This window comes from Lactobacillus gigeriorum DSM 23908 = CRBIP 24.85 (assembly GCF_000296855.1).
GTDB lineage: Bacteria > Bacillota > Bacilli > Lactobacillales > Lactobacillaceae > Lactobacillus > Lactobacillus gigeriorum.
Window position 1 is genome coordinate 63,283 of the sequence record NZ_CAKC01000093.1, and the last position, 14,435, is coordinate 77,717.

Consider the following 14,435-nt stretch of genomic DNA (forward strand, 5'->3'; position numbering starts at 1 on the left):
GTTTTTTAATATTGAAATCATATATAATGTATTTAGGTGTAAAGAAAAGAGGTATTGATATGAAGATTGGTGTATTAACCGATAGTTCAGCGTATTTATCAAAAGAACAAATTAATCAGTTCAAAAATGTAAAAGTGGTCCCTATTCCCATTATTTGGAAAAATTCTACATACTATGATTTAGTAAATATTGGTTATGAAGAATTTTACGAAAAATTAGCACAAACTGACCAACTCCCTACCACATCACAACCATCACTCGGTGAATTAAAAGGAAAAGTTGATGAATTTGTTAATGAGGACTACACAGATTTAATTGTAATACCTATTTCTAGCGGGATTTCAAGTTTTTACTCTTCAATTGAATCATACGTCAAAGATGAAGAGCGAATAAAGATACATTTGTTTGATTCTAAAGTTACGTGTGCTGGTCTTGCTAACCTAGTAATGTTGGCGGCTAGAATTACTCAAGATAAAAATGTGGATCCAGTAACAGTTATTAAGTATTTGGAAAACTTAAGATCGACAATTCAAGTACGATTTATCGTTGATGACTTGAATTACTTGAAACGCACAGGACGTTTGTCAAATGCAGCGAGTTTTGTTGGTGGATTATTAAATATCAAACCTATCTTGGCAATGGACGTCCAAGGACAAGGAAAAATCTCGGCAATTGCTAAACAGCGTCAATATCATCGCGCATTTAATTATATTGAAAAGGATTTTGCTAAATTAACCGAAGCTGTAACTTACCCAATTTATAGTACAGTATTTGACGCATTGGATGAAAAGAGAAAGAGTGCATGGTTAGATGAATATCGCACTAAGTTTCCAAATATAACTTTTGCTAGTAGCATAATAGGACCAGTTGTCGGTGTTCATGTCGGGCAACACGCTATTGCAATGATTTGGCACCGTAATATTGCATCATATTTTGATGACAAAGGAAAATTATTGCTAATAGAATAAAAACTTATATGGCTTGGCTTGAATTATTGGTTCAATTCAAGCCTTAATTATTTTAAATAAAAAATATACCAAAGTTGTTATTGCAACAAATTTGGTATATATCTTGAAAATTTTCAAATCGAGTGCGAGTTATTCGGAACTTTTTTTTCCAATCGTAAGATCAGGTAAGACTTTACTTGGGGTATTTTTACTTGATAGATACTAAAAATACGCCAATGGTATAAAAGCTTGGGTTTTGCACTAATTTGCTTTCTTTTAGAATAAGGAAGTTTAAATCCATCCTTAGAATAATAAGACTGTGATATTGTGTATCCAAATAAAATAAAAAATATCACTAAAATTCCAATTGCTAACCAATTTATTTTGTCGGTACCCTCATAAGTTACAATTAGTCCAACGAACAAAACTATAAATAGCCAACTATAGTAGGATAACCCTTCTTTGCCCAAAAAAATAAAATATTTACGCTTATTCATAGTGTCCTTTTCTAATAGGTTATTTTCACTTGAAGATTACTATGATCGCTTGTATCATACAATGTCTTAAGATATATGCGATATTCAGGATGTTGCTTAATTAAAGTTTGATATTCTTGGGATGCATGAATATTATTTAGCTCCTGAGCCTTCAAATGATTATGCCCTGTATAAAAATTGTAGTTCATTTTGGCAAAGAGTTTGCCCATTTTTCTAATCAGATCAAGGTTGTTATGGTATTTTTTAAGATCTGATTGCATTAAATCAGCTGCGATCGTTCCTAACTGTAAATTTTCAAGATAGTTATCAAAGTGATCTAAAGTATAATTTTGCTTCTCCTCTTCAGTTAAGTATTTATGCATATTGAATTCTTTTCTTACATAAGTAATATGATGTGAGTGGATTCTTGTAACGCCATAGCCCTGATCATTAGAGCAAAAACTTGAAGTTACAATTTCAGTTGTTGGAGTCATGTCTTGTGGCCCCATAATATTTTGAGCATGAATATGTCCAGAATATGCCAATTTTACATTATATCTTGAACATAACCGTCGCAATTCAACAGCATCATCAAGAACATAGCCACGATTAACAGCCGGATTATGTGCATATAAATTATGATGCATAAAGATTATTGGACGTAAATTATTTTTGCTAGCGTATTTTAGACGCTCTTCAACCCATTTTAGTTGCTCTTTACCGATCGCTCCTCTAGTATGTGGTGTCTCAGTAGTTTCCTCTTTACCATAATAATTAGAATCTAGCATCAACAAATAATAAATCGGATTAAGTTGAACTGCATATGCGAGCGAATTGTAGTCAACGCTGTCAGCCAAAGCATAGCTTTTCTGAAAAATATTTTTCCAAAATCTAGGACTAATTTCTCCAGCGAAAAATTGCTTTTTTCCGCGAAATTCCCTAGCCCAGCCATCAAAAATATCGTGGTTTCCAGGAACTACCAATAATTTTGTGGTTGACAATTTAGTAAAGATTTTTGCAAATCTTTCAGCTGATACTCGTTCACCATTGAAAGTAACATCACCTGTGACTATAATCGCTGCGGGCTTTTTTATTTCAGCCATTCGGCAAAATGTACTAAGGGCAGTTTCTTGGTAATACAGATCTTTTCCTTGACTAGTCTTTTGCATACGTGAAAAAGCTTGTCCATTATCATGTAAACTGTCAGCTATTAAATGAGTATCGGAAATTACCCATATCTCAGTATTCAAATCAGAAGTTATCATCTTTTATTTACCCAGTATTGATAGAAGTCTACTCTTAGATTACCGTTAAATAGTTTCCGTTTCTTAGTTGCTTTGCGACCAAAGTATTTTTCAAACTCCGGAGCAGCAGTTAGATAATATTGGTTAAAACTAGTCATTGGACGGAAAATATTGCCCATTTCTTCATAAAGCTTGTTTGCTGATTCTTTATCTTTTAATCTTTTACCATATGGAGGATTGGCAATAATAATTCCATTTTCCAAATCAGTTGCGAAGTCCTTTACTGCGACTTGCTTGAAGCGAATATCTTGTAAAACTCCTGCATTGTGAGCATTAAGTTTAGCCACTTCTAGAATTGATTGATCAATATCACTAGCCCATATTGGAGCTTCGAGTATTTTTACTTTAGTCTTTGCTTCTTCTAATGCTAAATAATGAGCTTCTTGATCAAACCAATCAAAATTGTCAAAAGCAAATTTTCGCCAACTTCCTGGAGCAATATTTTTAGCAATTAATGCTGCTTCAATTGCTAATGTTCCGGAACCCGTCATTGGATCAATAATTGGATGACTGCCATCATAGGGAGTTAGGCGCAATAACCCAGCAGCAAAATTTTCTTTTAAAGGTGCCCCACCATGTTCAACACGATAACCACGCTTAAATAAGCTGTCACCTGTTGTATCTAGAGAAAGACGAACAACGTCCTTATAGATATGAACATCTAATGGATAATAGCTTCCAGTTTCGGGTAAAAAGCCTCTTCTATGATATTGGTCAATCATTTTATCAACGATTGCTTTTTTAGTTATTGACTGAACATCTGGTTCAGAATGAAGTTTAGATCTAACACTCCTTCCCTTTACCGGAAATTGTGCGTCTACAGGTAATAAAGTTGCCCAGGAATAGTCGTAAACTTGATCATAAAGCTCCTCAAAACTAGTAGCTTTGAATTCTATTAGCAGAATCTTAATTCGATCAGCAGTACGTAACCATAAATTGGTTTTAACGATATCACTTTGATCACCTTCAAAAAAGACCCGTCCATTTTCAGTCCTTGTCTGATAACCTAGACTTTGCAATTCTTTAGCAACTACGCTTTCAAAGCCTGCTCCCATAGTTGCATATAGAGTATACTTTTTCATAGATTTTCTACTTTCATAAAATTTAAAAAAGAGTTGAGCCTCAATAAGAAGCTCAACTCTGCCTTGTGAATTTCTATAAGCCACGTTTTGTTCCGATAATCTTGGCAAATTATCTTCTGCAGCCATCTATCTTTGTAAAAAACAATCTGATCTTTAGTTCATTTTCTTAGATCAAGACGCCCCCACCAAATTTGGGTTGCACGCTCGCAGGGTTTACCTCGTTCCACTAAAGTCGTTTCCAACTTTACTACGTCACTGTGGCACTTTTAAGGATAGTAATGCATGTTCTAAAAGAATTTAGCACGTTTTCCGCCGTGATTTAAATTAAATCCTCCAGCTTATTAGGCTGAATACGATCACTACAAGCATCTCAGCTTGTGCGTGCGTGGACTTTCCTCAGCTAACATAAAGCTAACCGCGACTGCACAAAATTCACACTATCAAACATTATAGCAAAGTTTATTGCTTTTGTAAGTGTATAAATCAAATTCCTATTGATTAATTTTCTGATCCGTATATCTTTTGTTCAAGATTATAAACTTTACGTTCCAAGGTTGAAATTCTTTGGATTATTGCCATATTAGTAGAAATTTCACCTTGATCAAAGCTACTTGAAAAATCAGTTACTGGATTAACGCGTCTTTTTGGCGTGTATGTTTTAATTTCTTCTTCTGCTGGTGTTTGATGGGCTTGAGCTTGTTTTGCCTTGTTGGCTTCCATTAACTTTCTTTGCAGATCACCAATTTGACCATAGAGATCTTCGATAATTTGCTGGAAAACTTCATAATCAGAAATGATTTGATCTAAATAAGTATCCACTTCTGTAGGATCATAACCCTTAACCTTATTTCTAAATGTTTTCTTTAAGATATCTTCTGAAGATAATTTAACATCACTTAAATCTGCCATATTGAAAAAACTCCTTTTTACACTTAACTTTTATTTTATCAAAAAGGTCCACAGCAATAAACAATGTATAACCACTTTAGAAAACATTTAATATTCAAAAGGATCTTTTCTTTGTGACTCTTCGTATTCTTGAGCAAGATCTTGTAGTTGGAAAAAGTCGATTAAGTTCAATTCATAATCATGATTTTGCTGATATTTATTGATTAATTCATAATCAAATTTAGGCTTACCGGGAAATTCGGGATCATAGATCATTAATGCACTATCCGTGTGTAGTAACATGAAATTTTGATAATTTCTAAGTTGAACTGGACTATGATAATCAGAATTAGAAGTCGAGGCATAAAAGTCTACTTGATCTTTTAAAGCTAGAAATTTATTTTGATTATCTTCATTCCAACGATGAGCAAAATTTTGATATGGGGTCATCATTGATACCTTTAAAGGATATTTCTTCCTTAATTCTAATCCGACCTCTATTGCATATTGTTCAACCCCTAAATTTGGGCCAGTAATCAGCCAGTCAAGTTCTGCGTCTTCTAGTAAATTGGTTAAAGTATTGGATAATGCGTATTTAATAACTGCTATTTTGGGATCCTTTTGACCGAATACATTTAGTTCATAATTTCTATATCCTGTAACCCATAAGCGTTTCATTAATACCACATGACTCCTTATTCAAAAAAATCTGCTTTATTGCTATAATGCTAACAGGAGTGATTATCATGGTCAAATATCCAAGCGGTAGTTTACCAATTTTTCAAAAAGATTTTAAACAGCCTAAAATCAGAAAAGCTTACCATCATAAAAAGGAAGTAAATTTTTCTGATCGTGGTATGACATTGGAACAACAAATTAATGAATCGAACCAATATTATCTGGAAAAGGGAATTGCGGTAGTTCATAAGAAACCTACTCCAATTCAAATTGTAAAAGTAGACTACCCACGCCGTTCTAAAGCTGTTATCAAAGAAGCATATTTTAGACAGGCTTCAACAACAGACTATAACGGCGTTTATCAAGGTTTTTATTTAGATTTTGAGGCTAAGGAAACACGGAATAAAACAAACTTTCCGTTAAAAAATTTCCATGAACATCAGATTTACCATTTAGATGCTTGCTTAAAGCAAGCAGGAATATGCTTTACAATTATTGGATTTACTAGTTTGAAAAGATATTTTGTAACTCCTGCAAGTTTCGTAATAAGTAAATGGCATGAAAAAAATAGTAGTTCAATGACTTTGGAGGAAATTGAGAACAATTCAATTGAGATTAAAAGTGGCTTTCATCCTACACTTCCATATTTGGAGGCAGTAGATCAGTTTATTGCAGATAGGAAAATGAATAATGGCAAATAATACAAATCGAAGAAGAGCTGTTCAAAAGAAAAGAAGGTCAAGCCAAACAGAAAAAAAGAGTAATATTTGGCTAAAAATTATAAAATGGATCTTTTTAGTTGCAGTAGTTATCGTTGTTTCTGGAATAGGTCTTTTTGCTTACTATGCCAAGGATGCTCCAAGTATTAGTCAAGCTCAATTGCAAAGTGGAGGCACTTCGAGTTTATATACTAATGATGGTAAGTTTCTGCTTTCACTTGGTACCGAAAAAAGAATTTATGTCAAAGATAGTCAAATTCCTCAACAATTGAAAGATGCCGTTGTATCAGTTGAGGATAAACGTTTCTATAAAGATACTCTTGGCGTTGATCCAATTCGAATTGTCGCTTCAATGATTGCCAATGCTAAAAGCAATGGCATTGCTGCTGGGGGTTCAACGATTACTCAGCAACTAGTTAAGCTAACGGTTTTCTCTACTGCTGCTTCTCAGAGAACTTTGAGAAGAAAAGCCCAAGAAGCATGGTTAGCGATGAAAGTGCAAAGAGAGTTTACCAAAGACCAAATTTTAGAGTTCTACATCAATAAAGTTTTCATGAATTATGGAAATTATGGTATGGGAACTGCAGCAAACTACTATTATGGTAAACCTTTAAAAAAATTGGATTTATCACAGACTGCAATTTTAGCAGGGATGCCGAATGCTCCAGTTAAGTATGATCCTTATGTTGCACCAGACAAAGTAAAATATCGTCGTGACATCGTTCTTCGTGCAATGCTAAATAACGATAAAATTACCAAGGCGCAATATGAACAAGCAATCAATGAAAAAGTTACCAAGGGTCTTAAAAAGCAAAAGAAGAATACCGAATCTAAGTTGCGTCAAATTGATGATCCATATATCAAAGAAGTGATTTCAGAAGTTCAGGATAAAGGCTTTGATCCCTACCGCGATAATTTGAAGATTACCATTAATATTGATCAAAAGGCACAAAACCAACTCTATCATTTAGCTAATGGTGGTGAAGTTCCTTTTACTGATAATAAAATGCAAGTTGGTGCAACTGTAGTTGATCCTAATAATGGACATGTTGTTGCCATTTTAGGTGGTCGTCACTTACCTTCAATTCAATTAGGATTGGATCGAGCAGTTCAAACTGGACGATCGACCGGATCATCAATTAAGCCTGTTTTAGATTATGCACCAGCTATTCAATATTTAAACTGGTCAACTGCTAAAATTCTTGATGACAATAAATATGTCTACCCTGGAACTAATATTCAATTGTACGATTGGGATAACAGATATATGGGAGCAATGACCATGCGTTATGCTCTAGAACAATCTCGTAATGTTCCTGCCGTTAAAACTTTAGCTGAAGTTGGAGTTTCAAAGGCATCAGTATTTGTTAAACGAATGGGTATTAACGTTCCTGCTAATTCTGGTTTATCAGTAGCTATCGGTGCAAACGCTTCTAGTTTACAAATGAGTGGTGCTTACGGTGCATTTGCAACAGGTGGAATTTACCATAAGCCACAATTTGTTTCCAAAATTGAAACACCTGATGGTTTAACTAGAAACTATGATTCTACTGGTGTAAGAGTTATGAAGAAATCGACTGCTTACATGATCACCGATATGTTAAAAGGCGTAATCAAATCAGGTTCAGGTACAAAGGCACAGATCCCTGATTTATATCAAGCAGGAAAAACAGGATCAGTAAAGTATTCAGATGAAGAATTGGCCAAATACCCTGCTTATGCAGCAACACCAAAAGATTCTTGGTTTGTTGGTTATACGAGAAGTTATGTAATAGGTATTTGGACTGGCTATGATAATTTAAAAGATGGTACGATTGCTGGAATTGGTCAGTATTCTGCTCAACTCTTGTATAAGAGTATGATGACGTATTTGATGGTTTCGAAGCCAAATACAAATTGGGTAAAACCAGATTCAGTTGTAAGAGCAAAGATTGTTAAGAATTCTAATCCACCTCAAGTTGCATATGGTCGTTCAGGAACATGGGAATTGTTTGTTAAAGGCCATACTCCTGCTGGTATAGTGGATGATGCTAGTTATGATGAAGATGATGAACAAACGGATACTAACAGTTCACAAGATACTTCTGTAAGTTCACAGTCAAGTTCATCTAGTCAGGCAAGCTCAAACAGTAGTTCAAGCAGTTCTAAGGAACGCCAATCATCAAGTACACAACAATCAGCTAATGAACATTCTGAGGCGAATTCCTCTAGTCAAGGTCAATCAAATAATAATGAAGAAAATCATTCTTCAAGTAGAAATTAGTAATAACTAAAAATAGCGCTAGATAGTTGTTTAACTAAAACAACTCTAGCGCTATTTCTTTGATTTCTTTGCTTTATATTTATTTTTTCGGTGGTAAATACGAATATGGATCTCCCTTAGCTCTTGCTGTCATGGTGTATCGTCCAAAATGGATCATGGCATGATGAGTATGGATCCATTCATCTTTAGGTAATAAAGCCTCTAACCTTTTTTCAATTTCGTGTGGCGTAGCCTTTTCTGGCACAATCCGGAACTTTTTAGAAATTCTTGAAACATGAGTATCAACAGCTATAGCTGGAATTCCAAATCCTTCTGCTAAAACCACATTTGCGGTTTTCTCACCTACCCCAGGAAGTGTCATTAAAAGCTTCTTATCTTTAGGGACTTCTCCCTGATATTCATCATTGAGAATTTTGGCTGTTTCCTTTAAGTGTTTTGCCTTGGAATGATATAAACCAATTATTGCAATATCATCTTCTATTTGTTTAATGCTTGCATCTGCTAATTCTTTAGGCGTAGGAAAATCTTCCATAAATTTGGGCATTACTCGATTAACCATTTTATCAGTTGTTTGAGCACTCATCATTACTGCACACAACAAGTGAAAAACAGTGTCCCACAATAATTCGCTTTGAGCTCCAGCATATAGCTGATTAATTCGATTAAGTACATCGAGAGCATCTTTATCTGCCAAAAGTTCCTTATCCATCATTTATTCCTTTGCAAATATGTTTGTATTTCTTCGACAGTTTTTAGGTTTCTACGTTGCCAATTTAACAAAATCCGGTCAACGTATTTTAAATTATACACTTGTGATAATACCGCTTCTCTCAACGCAAGTTCAATTATTTTATCTGAATAATGATCAACGTTAAGCCAAGCAGCTATTTCTTCTCTTTCAATTGGACTCAAATATCTTCCAAACTCAATTTCAAATTTTCGAGTTAAGCTGTTTAATGGATTGTTTTCGAGGTATGTTGAGGATCCAATATATTGTGAAGATGTAGTTGCTTGAGGAACAATTTCTTTTTCCAAAACCTTATCTAATTTACGATATAAAGGGGCAAGATTGTACTTGTTGCCGATTTTACCCTGACCATCTTGAGTTTGGTCAATTATAATCAAATCCTGATTGATGAGTTGTTGAATTACGCTAGCTACTTGATTAGCCGTCATATTTGTATTAGCAGCTATTTTTTCATTTGTAGGAAAATCTCCCCCCTTTTGTGAAAATGCTTCAAGTTGGATTAAAGTGATAAATCCTGGATCACTAATATTCAGTTTAGGATAGTATGCAATCAAACCATTTTGAAGAGTGGTAAATCCAAGGTGACGATAATCTTGAAATTCCATGGTTAGGTTACCCCTTTCTAGATAAAAAAAGCAGAGCTAAACGCTCGGGCTTAACTACTGCTTCTATATTGTAAATATTAATTATGGACGTAAACGGTTCATAGTTCTTGGGAATGGAATAGCTTCACGAACATGGTCAAGCTTACAAATCCAAGCAATAACTCTTTCAAATCCCATACCGAATCCTGAGTGAGGAACACTACCGTATTTACGCAAATCTAAGTACCAGCTGTAATCTTCAAGATTTAAGCCAGCAGCTTCAATTTGAGCTTTAAGAGTGTCATAATCGCTTTCACGTTCAGATCCACCCATAACTTCACCATATCCTTCTGGTGCTAATACATCAGCACAAAGGTATTCATTAGGATTTTCTGGGTCTTTCTTCATGTAGAATGGCTTAATTGAAGTAGGATAATTGATTAAGAATACTGGACGGTCGAATTGTTCAGAAATATAAGCTTCATCTGGAGCACCAAAGTCATCGCCCCACTTAAAGTCGCGACCTGCATCTTGAAGCATTTTAACTGCATCATCATACTTCAATCTAGTAAAGTTACCTTCAGTTGTTGGACGAAGCTTTTCAGGATCTCTTCCCAACATCTTTAATTCATATTGATTATTTTCAAGAACTTGTTTAGTGATATATGCTAAAAATCTTTCTTGTAAATCAAGTGATTCAGCATGATTCATCCAAGCCATTTCTGGTTCCATCATCCAAAATTCAGTCAAGTGACGACGAGTTTTAGATTCTTCAGCACGGAAAGTTGGTCCGAAAGTAAAAATCTTACCAAATGCTGCAGCCCCTACTTCACCGTACAATTGACCAGATTGTGAAAGATATGCATCATGATCGAAGTACTCAGTATGGAATAATTCAGTTGTTCCTTCAGGAGCTGAATGAACGAAGAATGGTGCGTCGAACTTAATAAAGCCTTCTTTTTCAAAGAAATCTACAGTTGCTTTAAAAAGAGTATTTCTAATTTGCATAATTGCAAATGGACGACGACTTCTTAACCACAAGTGACGGTGATCCATTAAGAAGTCAACACCGTGTTCTTTGTTACCAATTGGATAGCCTTCATTATTAGTTACTACTTGTAAATCAGTAATTTGAATTTCGTATCCAAAGTGTGAGCGTTCATCTTTGTTGATGATTCCTGTTAAATAAAAACTAGCTTCTTGATATAAAGATTTTGCAGTTGCAAATACTTCATCAGAAACATTTTCTTTTCTTACAACACCTTGGAAAAATGCACTACCATCCCTTAATTGTAGGAAAATAATTTTACCGCTTGAACGTTTATCTGTTAACCAAACATGCATTCTGACTTCTTCGCCAACATGCTTGGAAGAATCCTTAATTGAAATTAACTCTGTCATAAATTTACTATCCACCTTTTATTTTTACTGCCTATATGATACCAAAAAAATCATAAATTATCGACCTTATTTATTTCGGTTCCATTTTTAAAATTATACATTAAATAGCCGATTTTATCATTTGGATTTTTATAGGAAACCTCCCATACAGGAGCACCTTCATACCATCCTAAATTGATCATATTAATAGTCTTTTTAGGATAACTAGTTTTAAATTTATCAGTTATTTCCTTTTCAGTAAAGCCTTTTTTTGCTTCGTACAAAAATGCCTTCTTTCGTTTTGGTAAGTATATAAAGTAATAGTTGTTTTGCTTTTTATCTTTACCGGCTAACGCATAAGAATTTGTGCCACGATTCAAGTGATAGTACTTATTAATATTAGTAATAGGAGTTTGGTTAATAGCGACATTTTTCATCTGTTGGTCATTAGTACGAACAGTCTTACCAGAAAAATAGAAAATAGCAATACTTGCGAAGTAACAAACAATCACAATTGTTACTACCCAAATAATGAATTTAACTGTTTGACGTGTATCATCATTTATCATGTTTATCTATCTCATCCCTTAAATCTATTTTTGAAATTATTTTAGACGCAACAGGAATTGACTCTAGAAAGGCCTTACCATAGTCCATTGAAAGGATTCGATTATCCAAAACGATAAATGAACCATAGTCATTTTCTCCTCGAATCAATCGACCAATCCCCTGCCTAAAGCGAATAATAGCCCTAGGAAGCGTATCGTTTTCAAATACAGAAATCTGCTTACGTTCTAATAGTTGCTGTCTAAGTCGCACTTCTGGATAGTCTGGGGATTCAAATGGTAATTTGGCAACGATCACATCGTCAATACCACAGCCATGAAAGTCAATACCTTCCCAAAAACTGTCTGCTCCTAAGATAATAGCCTTTTGAGCAATTTCAAAGCGTTTAGCAATTTTATTGTTTGAACCGGTAATTCCTTGAGCTAAGATTTCGTAATCTTTAAAGGCTTCACTTTCAACAATTAATTCAAATAAGTTTCGAATCTGTTCTAGATTAGTCATTAATACTAAAACGTGATTTTGAGTTGAAAAATCAGAAATTAAAATTTGGGCTAACTCATGCGTAAAATCTGGATCGCTTGGTACTGGCATATCACTGATCACATAGCTCTGCAAGTGTTCTTTTAGATTAAAAGTACTATTTCCAATATATGTCAACGGAAAAAGTGGAGCTAACGCTAACTGATTGATTGCAAAATCGAAATTTTTATTATTAGTTAAAGTAGCACTGACAAAAAGCATATGATCAAAGCGTTGATATAACATTGTCAGTTCAGGGGTCACATTTAACATTAACCAATGTAAGTTAGCACTCAATGGATCTGCTTCATTGGTTATCTGAACTACAAACCCTTTTTCATCTAGATGATCAAAATCATTAATCATATCAGCTAACTGATAACTTTTTTCGGCATAAAAGTCTAGTTTATCAATCTGTTCTGAGATTTCATTCAGTAGTGCTTCATTAGTAAAAACAAAACTATTTCCTTCATGATAAAGACTAAATAACAGTGTACTAGTTGATTGTCGTACATCTTCTAAACTGTTTTGGAAATTTTGAAATAGCCCTCTAAATGAACTATTTTCAGGGAACAACACTTTTCCTAAGAAACTTAAATTATTGCTACCATTTGGAAGCTTAATCGTGTTGCTTGCATGATCTTTTTGATTGTACAAGTATTTTTGTAAGTCATTGATTCTATAAATTAAATCAAGAATCTTGCTATCTAATTTCTTCAATTCAAAATTGAAAGAAGCATTATCATTGAGCGCATTCTGTAAACTTTCATCTGAAAAAGTAAGAATATGTCTTAAGTGGCTAAGCGTTCCCCAGATTGCTTCGAATTGGAGATAATCATTACGTGAAGTGGTCATATTTTCCGCAAACCGATGTGCTTCATCAATAACTAAATACGGATTCTGACCCCAAATTGAATCAGTATAGTGGTTTGCTAAGTACGCATGGTTAGTGACAAGAATATCTGCAGCCTCTTCCCGCTGTCTTGCCAGATTCCAAAAGTCGACGCTAGCAAAATTAGTCCCTACCCGTGCATCTCCCGGATGTGATATCTGAGTGAATAGTGGATCATTGTAGCTTGTCAATTGCAGTTCATCAAGATCTCCGGTTTTTGTTTCTGTGAGCCAGACCAAGATTCTCATTTTCAATACCAAGGCAGGTTTATTATTCGTAGATTGAAAAATGCTTTGAACAAACCCATCTAAATCAATGTAATGACTACTCGACTTCACTTCTTCAGCAGTTAAGTCTAACTTGGTAACAGCTAACAACTGTGGAATTTCTTGCTTGATAACTTGCTCTTGTAAAATTTTCGTAGGGACTGCTATAACTAATTTACGACTTGAATAAAGTCGATAAGCATATGCAAAAAGATAAGAAAAAGTCTTTCCTGTTCCATTTGGTGCTTCGACCAACATCGCTCGTTGATTATCTTGTTCCAAAAATTGATTAATTTGGTTAATTAATTTAACTTGAGCTCTTCGATAATTAAGATGATCTTTAAATAATTTTTTCTTACTACCGTCGTTTTCAGGGAATTTGTCACCACTTGCAAAGCTTCTCCCTTTTGGCGTCTCTTGACGCTGCAAGATAATATTTCTTACTTGAATATAATTCTTTGCAAGAGGATATTTATGTTTGCGATAGTCATCGGCAATAGTTTTAAAAATCCAAGATGTATCTCTAACCAATCCTCCGGCTAATGAGCTTAGGGTATTAAGCGTGGCTTGTGGTAACTGTTGAAATTTCTTAATGATATTGATCAACAGCATTGCTGTGCCATAAGCATCGGAATCCGCTTTATGGGGATCAAGGTGCTTAATATTTAGAGCATGTGTAAGATCTCCCAATTTGTACGATGGCAATGTTGGAAAAGCAATTTTAGCTAGTTCAACGGTATCAATTGCCCGATTACTTAAAGTATCAAAACCATAGTTAGCTAGTTCATAATTTAAAAAAGGTAAGTCAAAATCAACATTGTGAGCAACGAAAGTTGCATCTTTAAGTATTTCAATGATTTTTGGAGCGTAATAAGAAAAGTCAGGTTGATCAGCAACATCTTCATTATGAATACCTGTTAGATTTTGCACGTCGATAGGAATTTCGCGGTGAGGATTGATCATAAAAGAATAAGTTTCAACTACTTCAAGTCCCTTAACAAGTGCGCAGCCAAACTGAATAATATGATTATCGTTTTCTCTTTGAGTTCCCGTAGTCTCTAAATCTACAACAGCAAATTTTTCGTCTGCAAAAATCTCTGCCATAAAAGTATAGCCCCTTCC

General features: G+C 34.5%; 12 protein-coding genes and 1 other RNA gene. 3 read left to right on the plus strand and 10 right to left on the minus strand.

The genetic code is table 11. From position 1 onward, the window contains the following. Window positions 1–59 precede the first annotated feature (59 nt). Window positions 60–968, plus strand: coding sequence for a DegV family protein (locus tag BN52_RS08650; RefSeq protein WP_008474156.1), 909 nt, complete (start codon window positions 60–62; stop codon window positions 966–968). A 487-nt stretch (window positions 969–1,455) separates the two neighbouring features. Here the strand turns inward: BN52_RS08650 and BN52_RS08660 are convergent, their stop codons facing one another. The 5 genes from BN52_RS08660 to BN52_RS08675 all read right to left on the minus strand — a co-directional run bounded on the left by BN52_RS08660 (window position 1,456) and on the right by BN52_RS08675 (window position 5,375). Next, the gene (locus BN52_RS08660) at window positions 1,456–2,688 is read right to left on the minus strand and encodes a metallophosphoesterase (protein WP_008474157.1); all 1,233 of its coding nucleotides are present in this window, start codon (window positions 2,686–2,688) and stop codon (window positions 1,456–1,458) included. After that, window positions 2,685–3,809 (minus strand): THUMP domain-containing class I SAM-dependent RNA methyltransferase, encoded by a 1,125-nt coding sequence (locus BN52_RS08665; RefSeq protein WP_040473531.1) that lies wholly within the window; start codon window positions 3,807–3,809, stop codon window positions 2,685–2,687. The genes BN52_RS08660 and BN52_RS08665 overlap by 4 nt, the downstream gene beginning before the upstream one ends. Window positions 3,810–3,880: 71 nt before the next feature. Beyond that, window positions 3,881–4,242, minus strand: an RNA gene (rnpB, locus tag BN52_RS09985) — RNase P RNA component class B. 65 nt (window positions 4,243–4,307) lie between these two features. Further along, window positions 4,308–4,718: a DivIVA domain-containing protein gene (locus BN52_RS08670; RefSeq protein ID WP_008474160.1), complete on the minus strand. Its 411-nt coding sequence runs from the start codon at window positions 4,716–4,718 to the stop codon at window positions 4,308–4,310. Window positions 4,719–4,805: 87 nt separating this feature from the next. Then, entirely contained in the window at window positions 4,806–5,375 is a 570-nt protein-coding gene (locus tag BN52_RS08675; RefSeq protein WP_008474161.1) for an SLOG family protein, read from the minus strand. Window positions 5,376–5,443: 68 nt separating this feature from the next. On the opposite strand from BN52_RS08675, the gene recU reads away from it, so the two are divergent. Continuing rightward, window positions 5,444–6,076: a Holliday junction resolvase RecU gene (gene recU, locus BN52_RS08680; RefSeq protein ID WP_008474162.1), complete on the plus strand. Its 633-nt coding sequence runs from the start codon at window positions 5,444–5,446 to the stop codon at window positions 6,074–6,076. Next, window positions 6,066–8,357 (plus strand): transglycosylase domain-containing protein, encoded by a 2,292-nt coding sequence (locus tag BN52_RS08685; RefSeq protein ID WP_008474163.1) that lies wholly within the window; start codon window positions 6,066–6,068, stop codon window positions 8,355–8,357. Before recU ends, BN52_RS08685 begins: the two co-directional genes overlap by 11 nt. A 79-nt stretch (window positions 8,358–8,436) precedes the next feature. Here the strand turns inward: BN52_RS08685 and BN52_RS08690 are convergent, their stop codons facing one another. The 5 genes from BN52_RS08690 to BN52_RS08710 form a co-directional block, all read right to left on the minus strand. Continuing rightward, the gene (locus BN52_RS08690) at window positions 8,437–9,066 is read right to left on the minus strand and encodes an endonuclease III domain-containing protein (RefSeq protein WP_040473523.1); all 630 of its coding nucleotides are present in this window, start codon (window positions 9,064–9,066) and stop codon (window positions 8,437–8,439) included. Beyond that, window positions 9,066–9,710, minus strand: coding sequence for a DnaD domain-containing protein (locus BN52_RS08695; protein WP_008474165.1), 645 nt, complete (start codon window positions 9,708–9,710; stop codon window positions 9,066–9,068). Before BN52_RS08695 ends, BN52_RS08690 begins: the two co-directional genes overlap by 1 nt. 81 nt (window positions 9,711–9,791) lie before the next feature. Continuing rightward, window positions 9,792–11,090 (minus strand): asparagine--tRNA ligase, encoded by a 1,299-nt coding sequence (gene asnS / locus BN52_RS08700; protein ID WP_008474166.1) that lies wholly within the window; start codon window positions 11,088–11,090, stop codon window positions 9,792–9,794. A gap of 50 nt (window positions 11,091–11,140) precedes the next feature. Beyond that, window positions 11,141–11,638 (minus strand): hypothetical protein, encoded by a 498-nt coding sequence (locus BN52_RS08705; protein WP_008474167.1) that lies wholly within the window; start codon window positions 11,636–11,638, stop codon window positions 11,141–11,143. Next, window positions 11,628–14,417, minus strand: a complete 2,790-nt coding sequence (locus tag BN52_RS08710) for a helicase C-terminal domain-containing protein (protein ID WP_008474168.1) — start codon at window positions 14,415–14,417, stop codon at window positions 11,628–11,630. Before BN52_RS08710 ends, BN52_RS08705 begins: the two co-directional genes overlap by 11 nt. Between the last annotated feature and the right edge of the window lie 18 nt (window positions 14,418–14,435).

Bases quoted from the DNA above. Each gene is read 5' to 3' on its own strand.
- BN52_RS08685 (WP_008474163.1), top strand. From the start codon at position 6,066: ATGGCAAATAATACAAATCGAAGAAGAGCTGTTCAAAAGAAAAGAAGG.
- BN52_RS08660 (WP_008474157.1), bottom strand. From the start codon at position 2,688: ATGATAACTTCTGATTTGAATACTGAGATATGGGTAATTTCCGATACT.
- recU (WP_008474162.1), top strand. From the start codon at position 5,444: ATGGTCAAATATCCAAGCGGTAGTTTACCAATTTTTCAAAAAGATTTT.
- BN52_RS08705 (WP_008474167.1), bottom strand. From the start codon at position 11,638: ATGATAAATGATGATACACGTCAAACAGTTAAATTCATTATTTGGGTA.
- BN52_RS08665 (WP_040473531.1), bottom strand. From the start codon at position 3,809: ATGAAAAAGTATACTCTATATGCAACTATGGGAGCAGGCTTTGAAAGC.
- BN52_RS08650 (WP_008474156.1), top strand. From the start codon at position 60: ATGAAGATTGGTGTATTAACCGATAGTTCAGCGTATTTATCAAAAGAA.
- BN52_RS08710 (WP_008474168.1), bottom strand. From the start codon at position 14,417: ATGGCAGAGATTTTTGCAGACGAAAAATTTGCTGTTGTAGATTTAGAG.
- asnS (WP_008474166.1), bottom strand. From the start codon at position 11,090: ATGACAGAGTTAATTTCAATTAAGGATTCTTCCAAGCATGTTGGCGAA.
- BN52_RS08670 (WP_008474160.1), bottom strand. From the start codon at position 4,718: ATGGCAGATTTAAGTGATGTTAAATTATCTTCAGAAGATATCTTAAAG.
- BN52_RS08675 (WP_008474161.1), bottom strand. From the start codon at position 5,375: ATGAAACGCTTATGGGTTACAGGATATAGAAATTATGAACTAAATGTA.
- BN52_RS08695 (WP_008474165.1), bottom strand. From the start codon at position 9,710: ATGGAATTTCAAGATTATCGTCACCTTGGATTTACCACTCTTCAAAAT.
- BN52_RS08690 (WP_040473523.1), bottom strand. From the start codon at position 9,066: ATGGATAAGGAACTTTTGGCAGATAAAGATGCTCTCGATGTACTTAAT.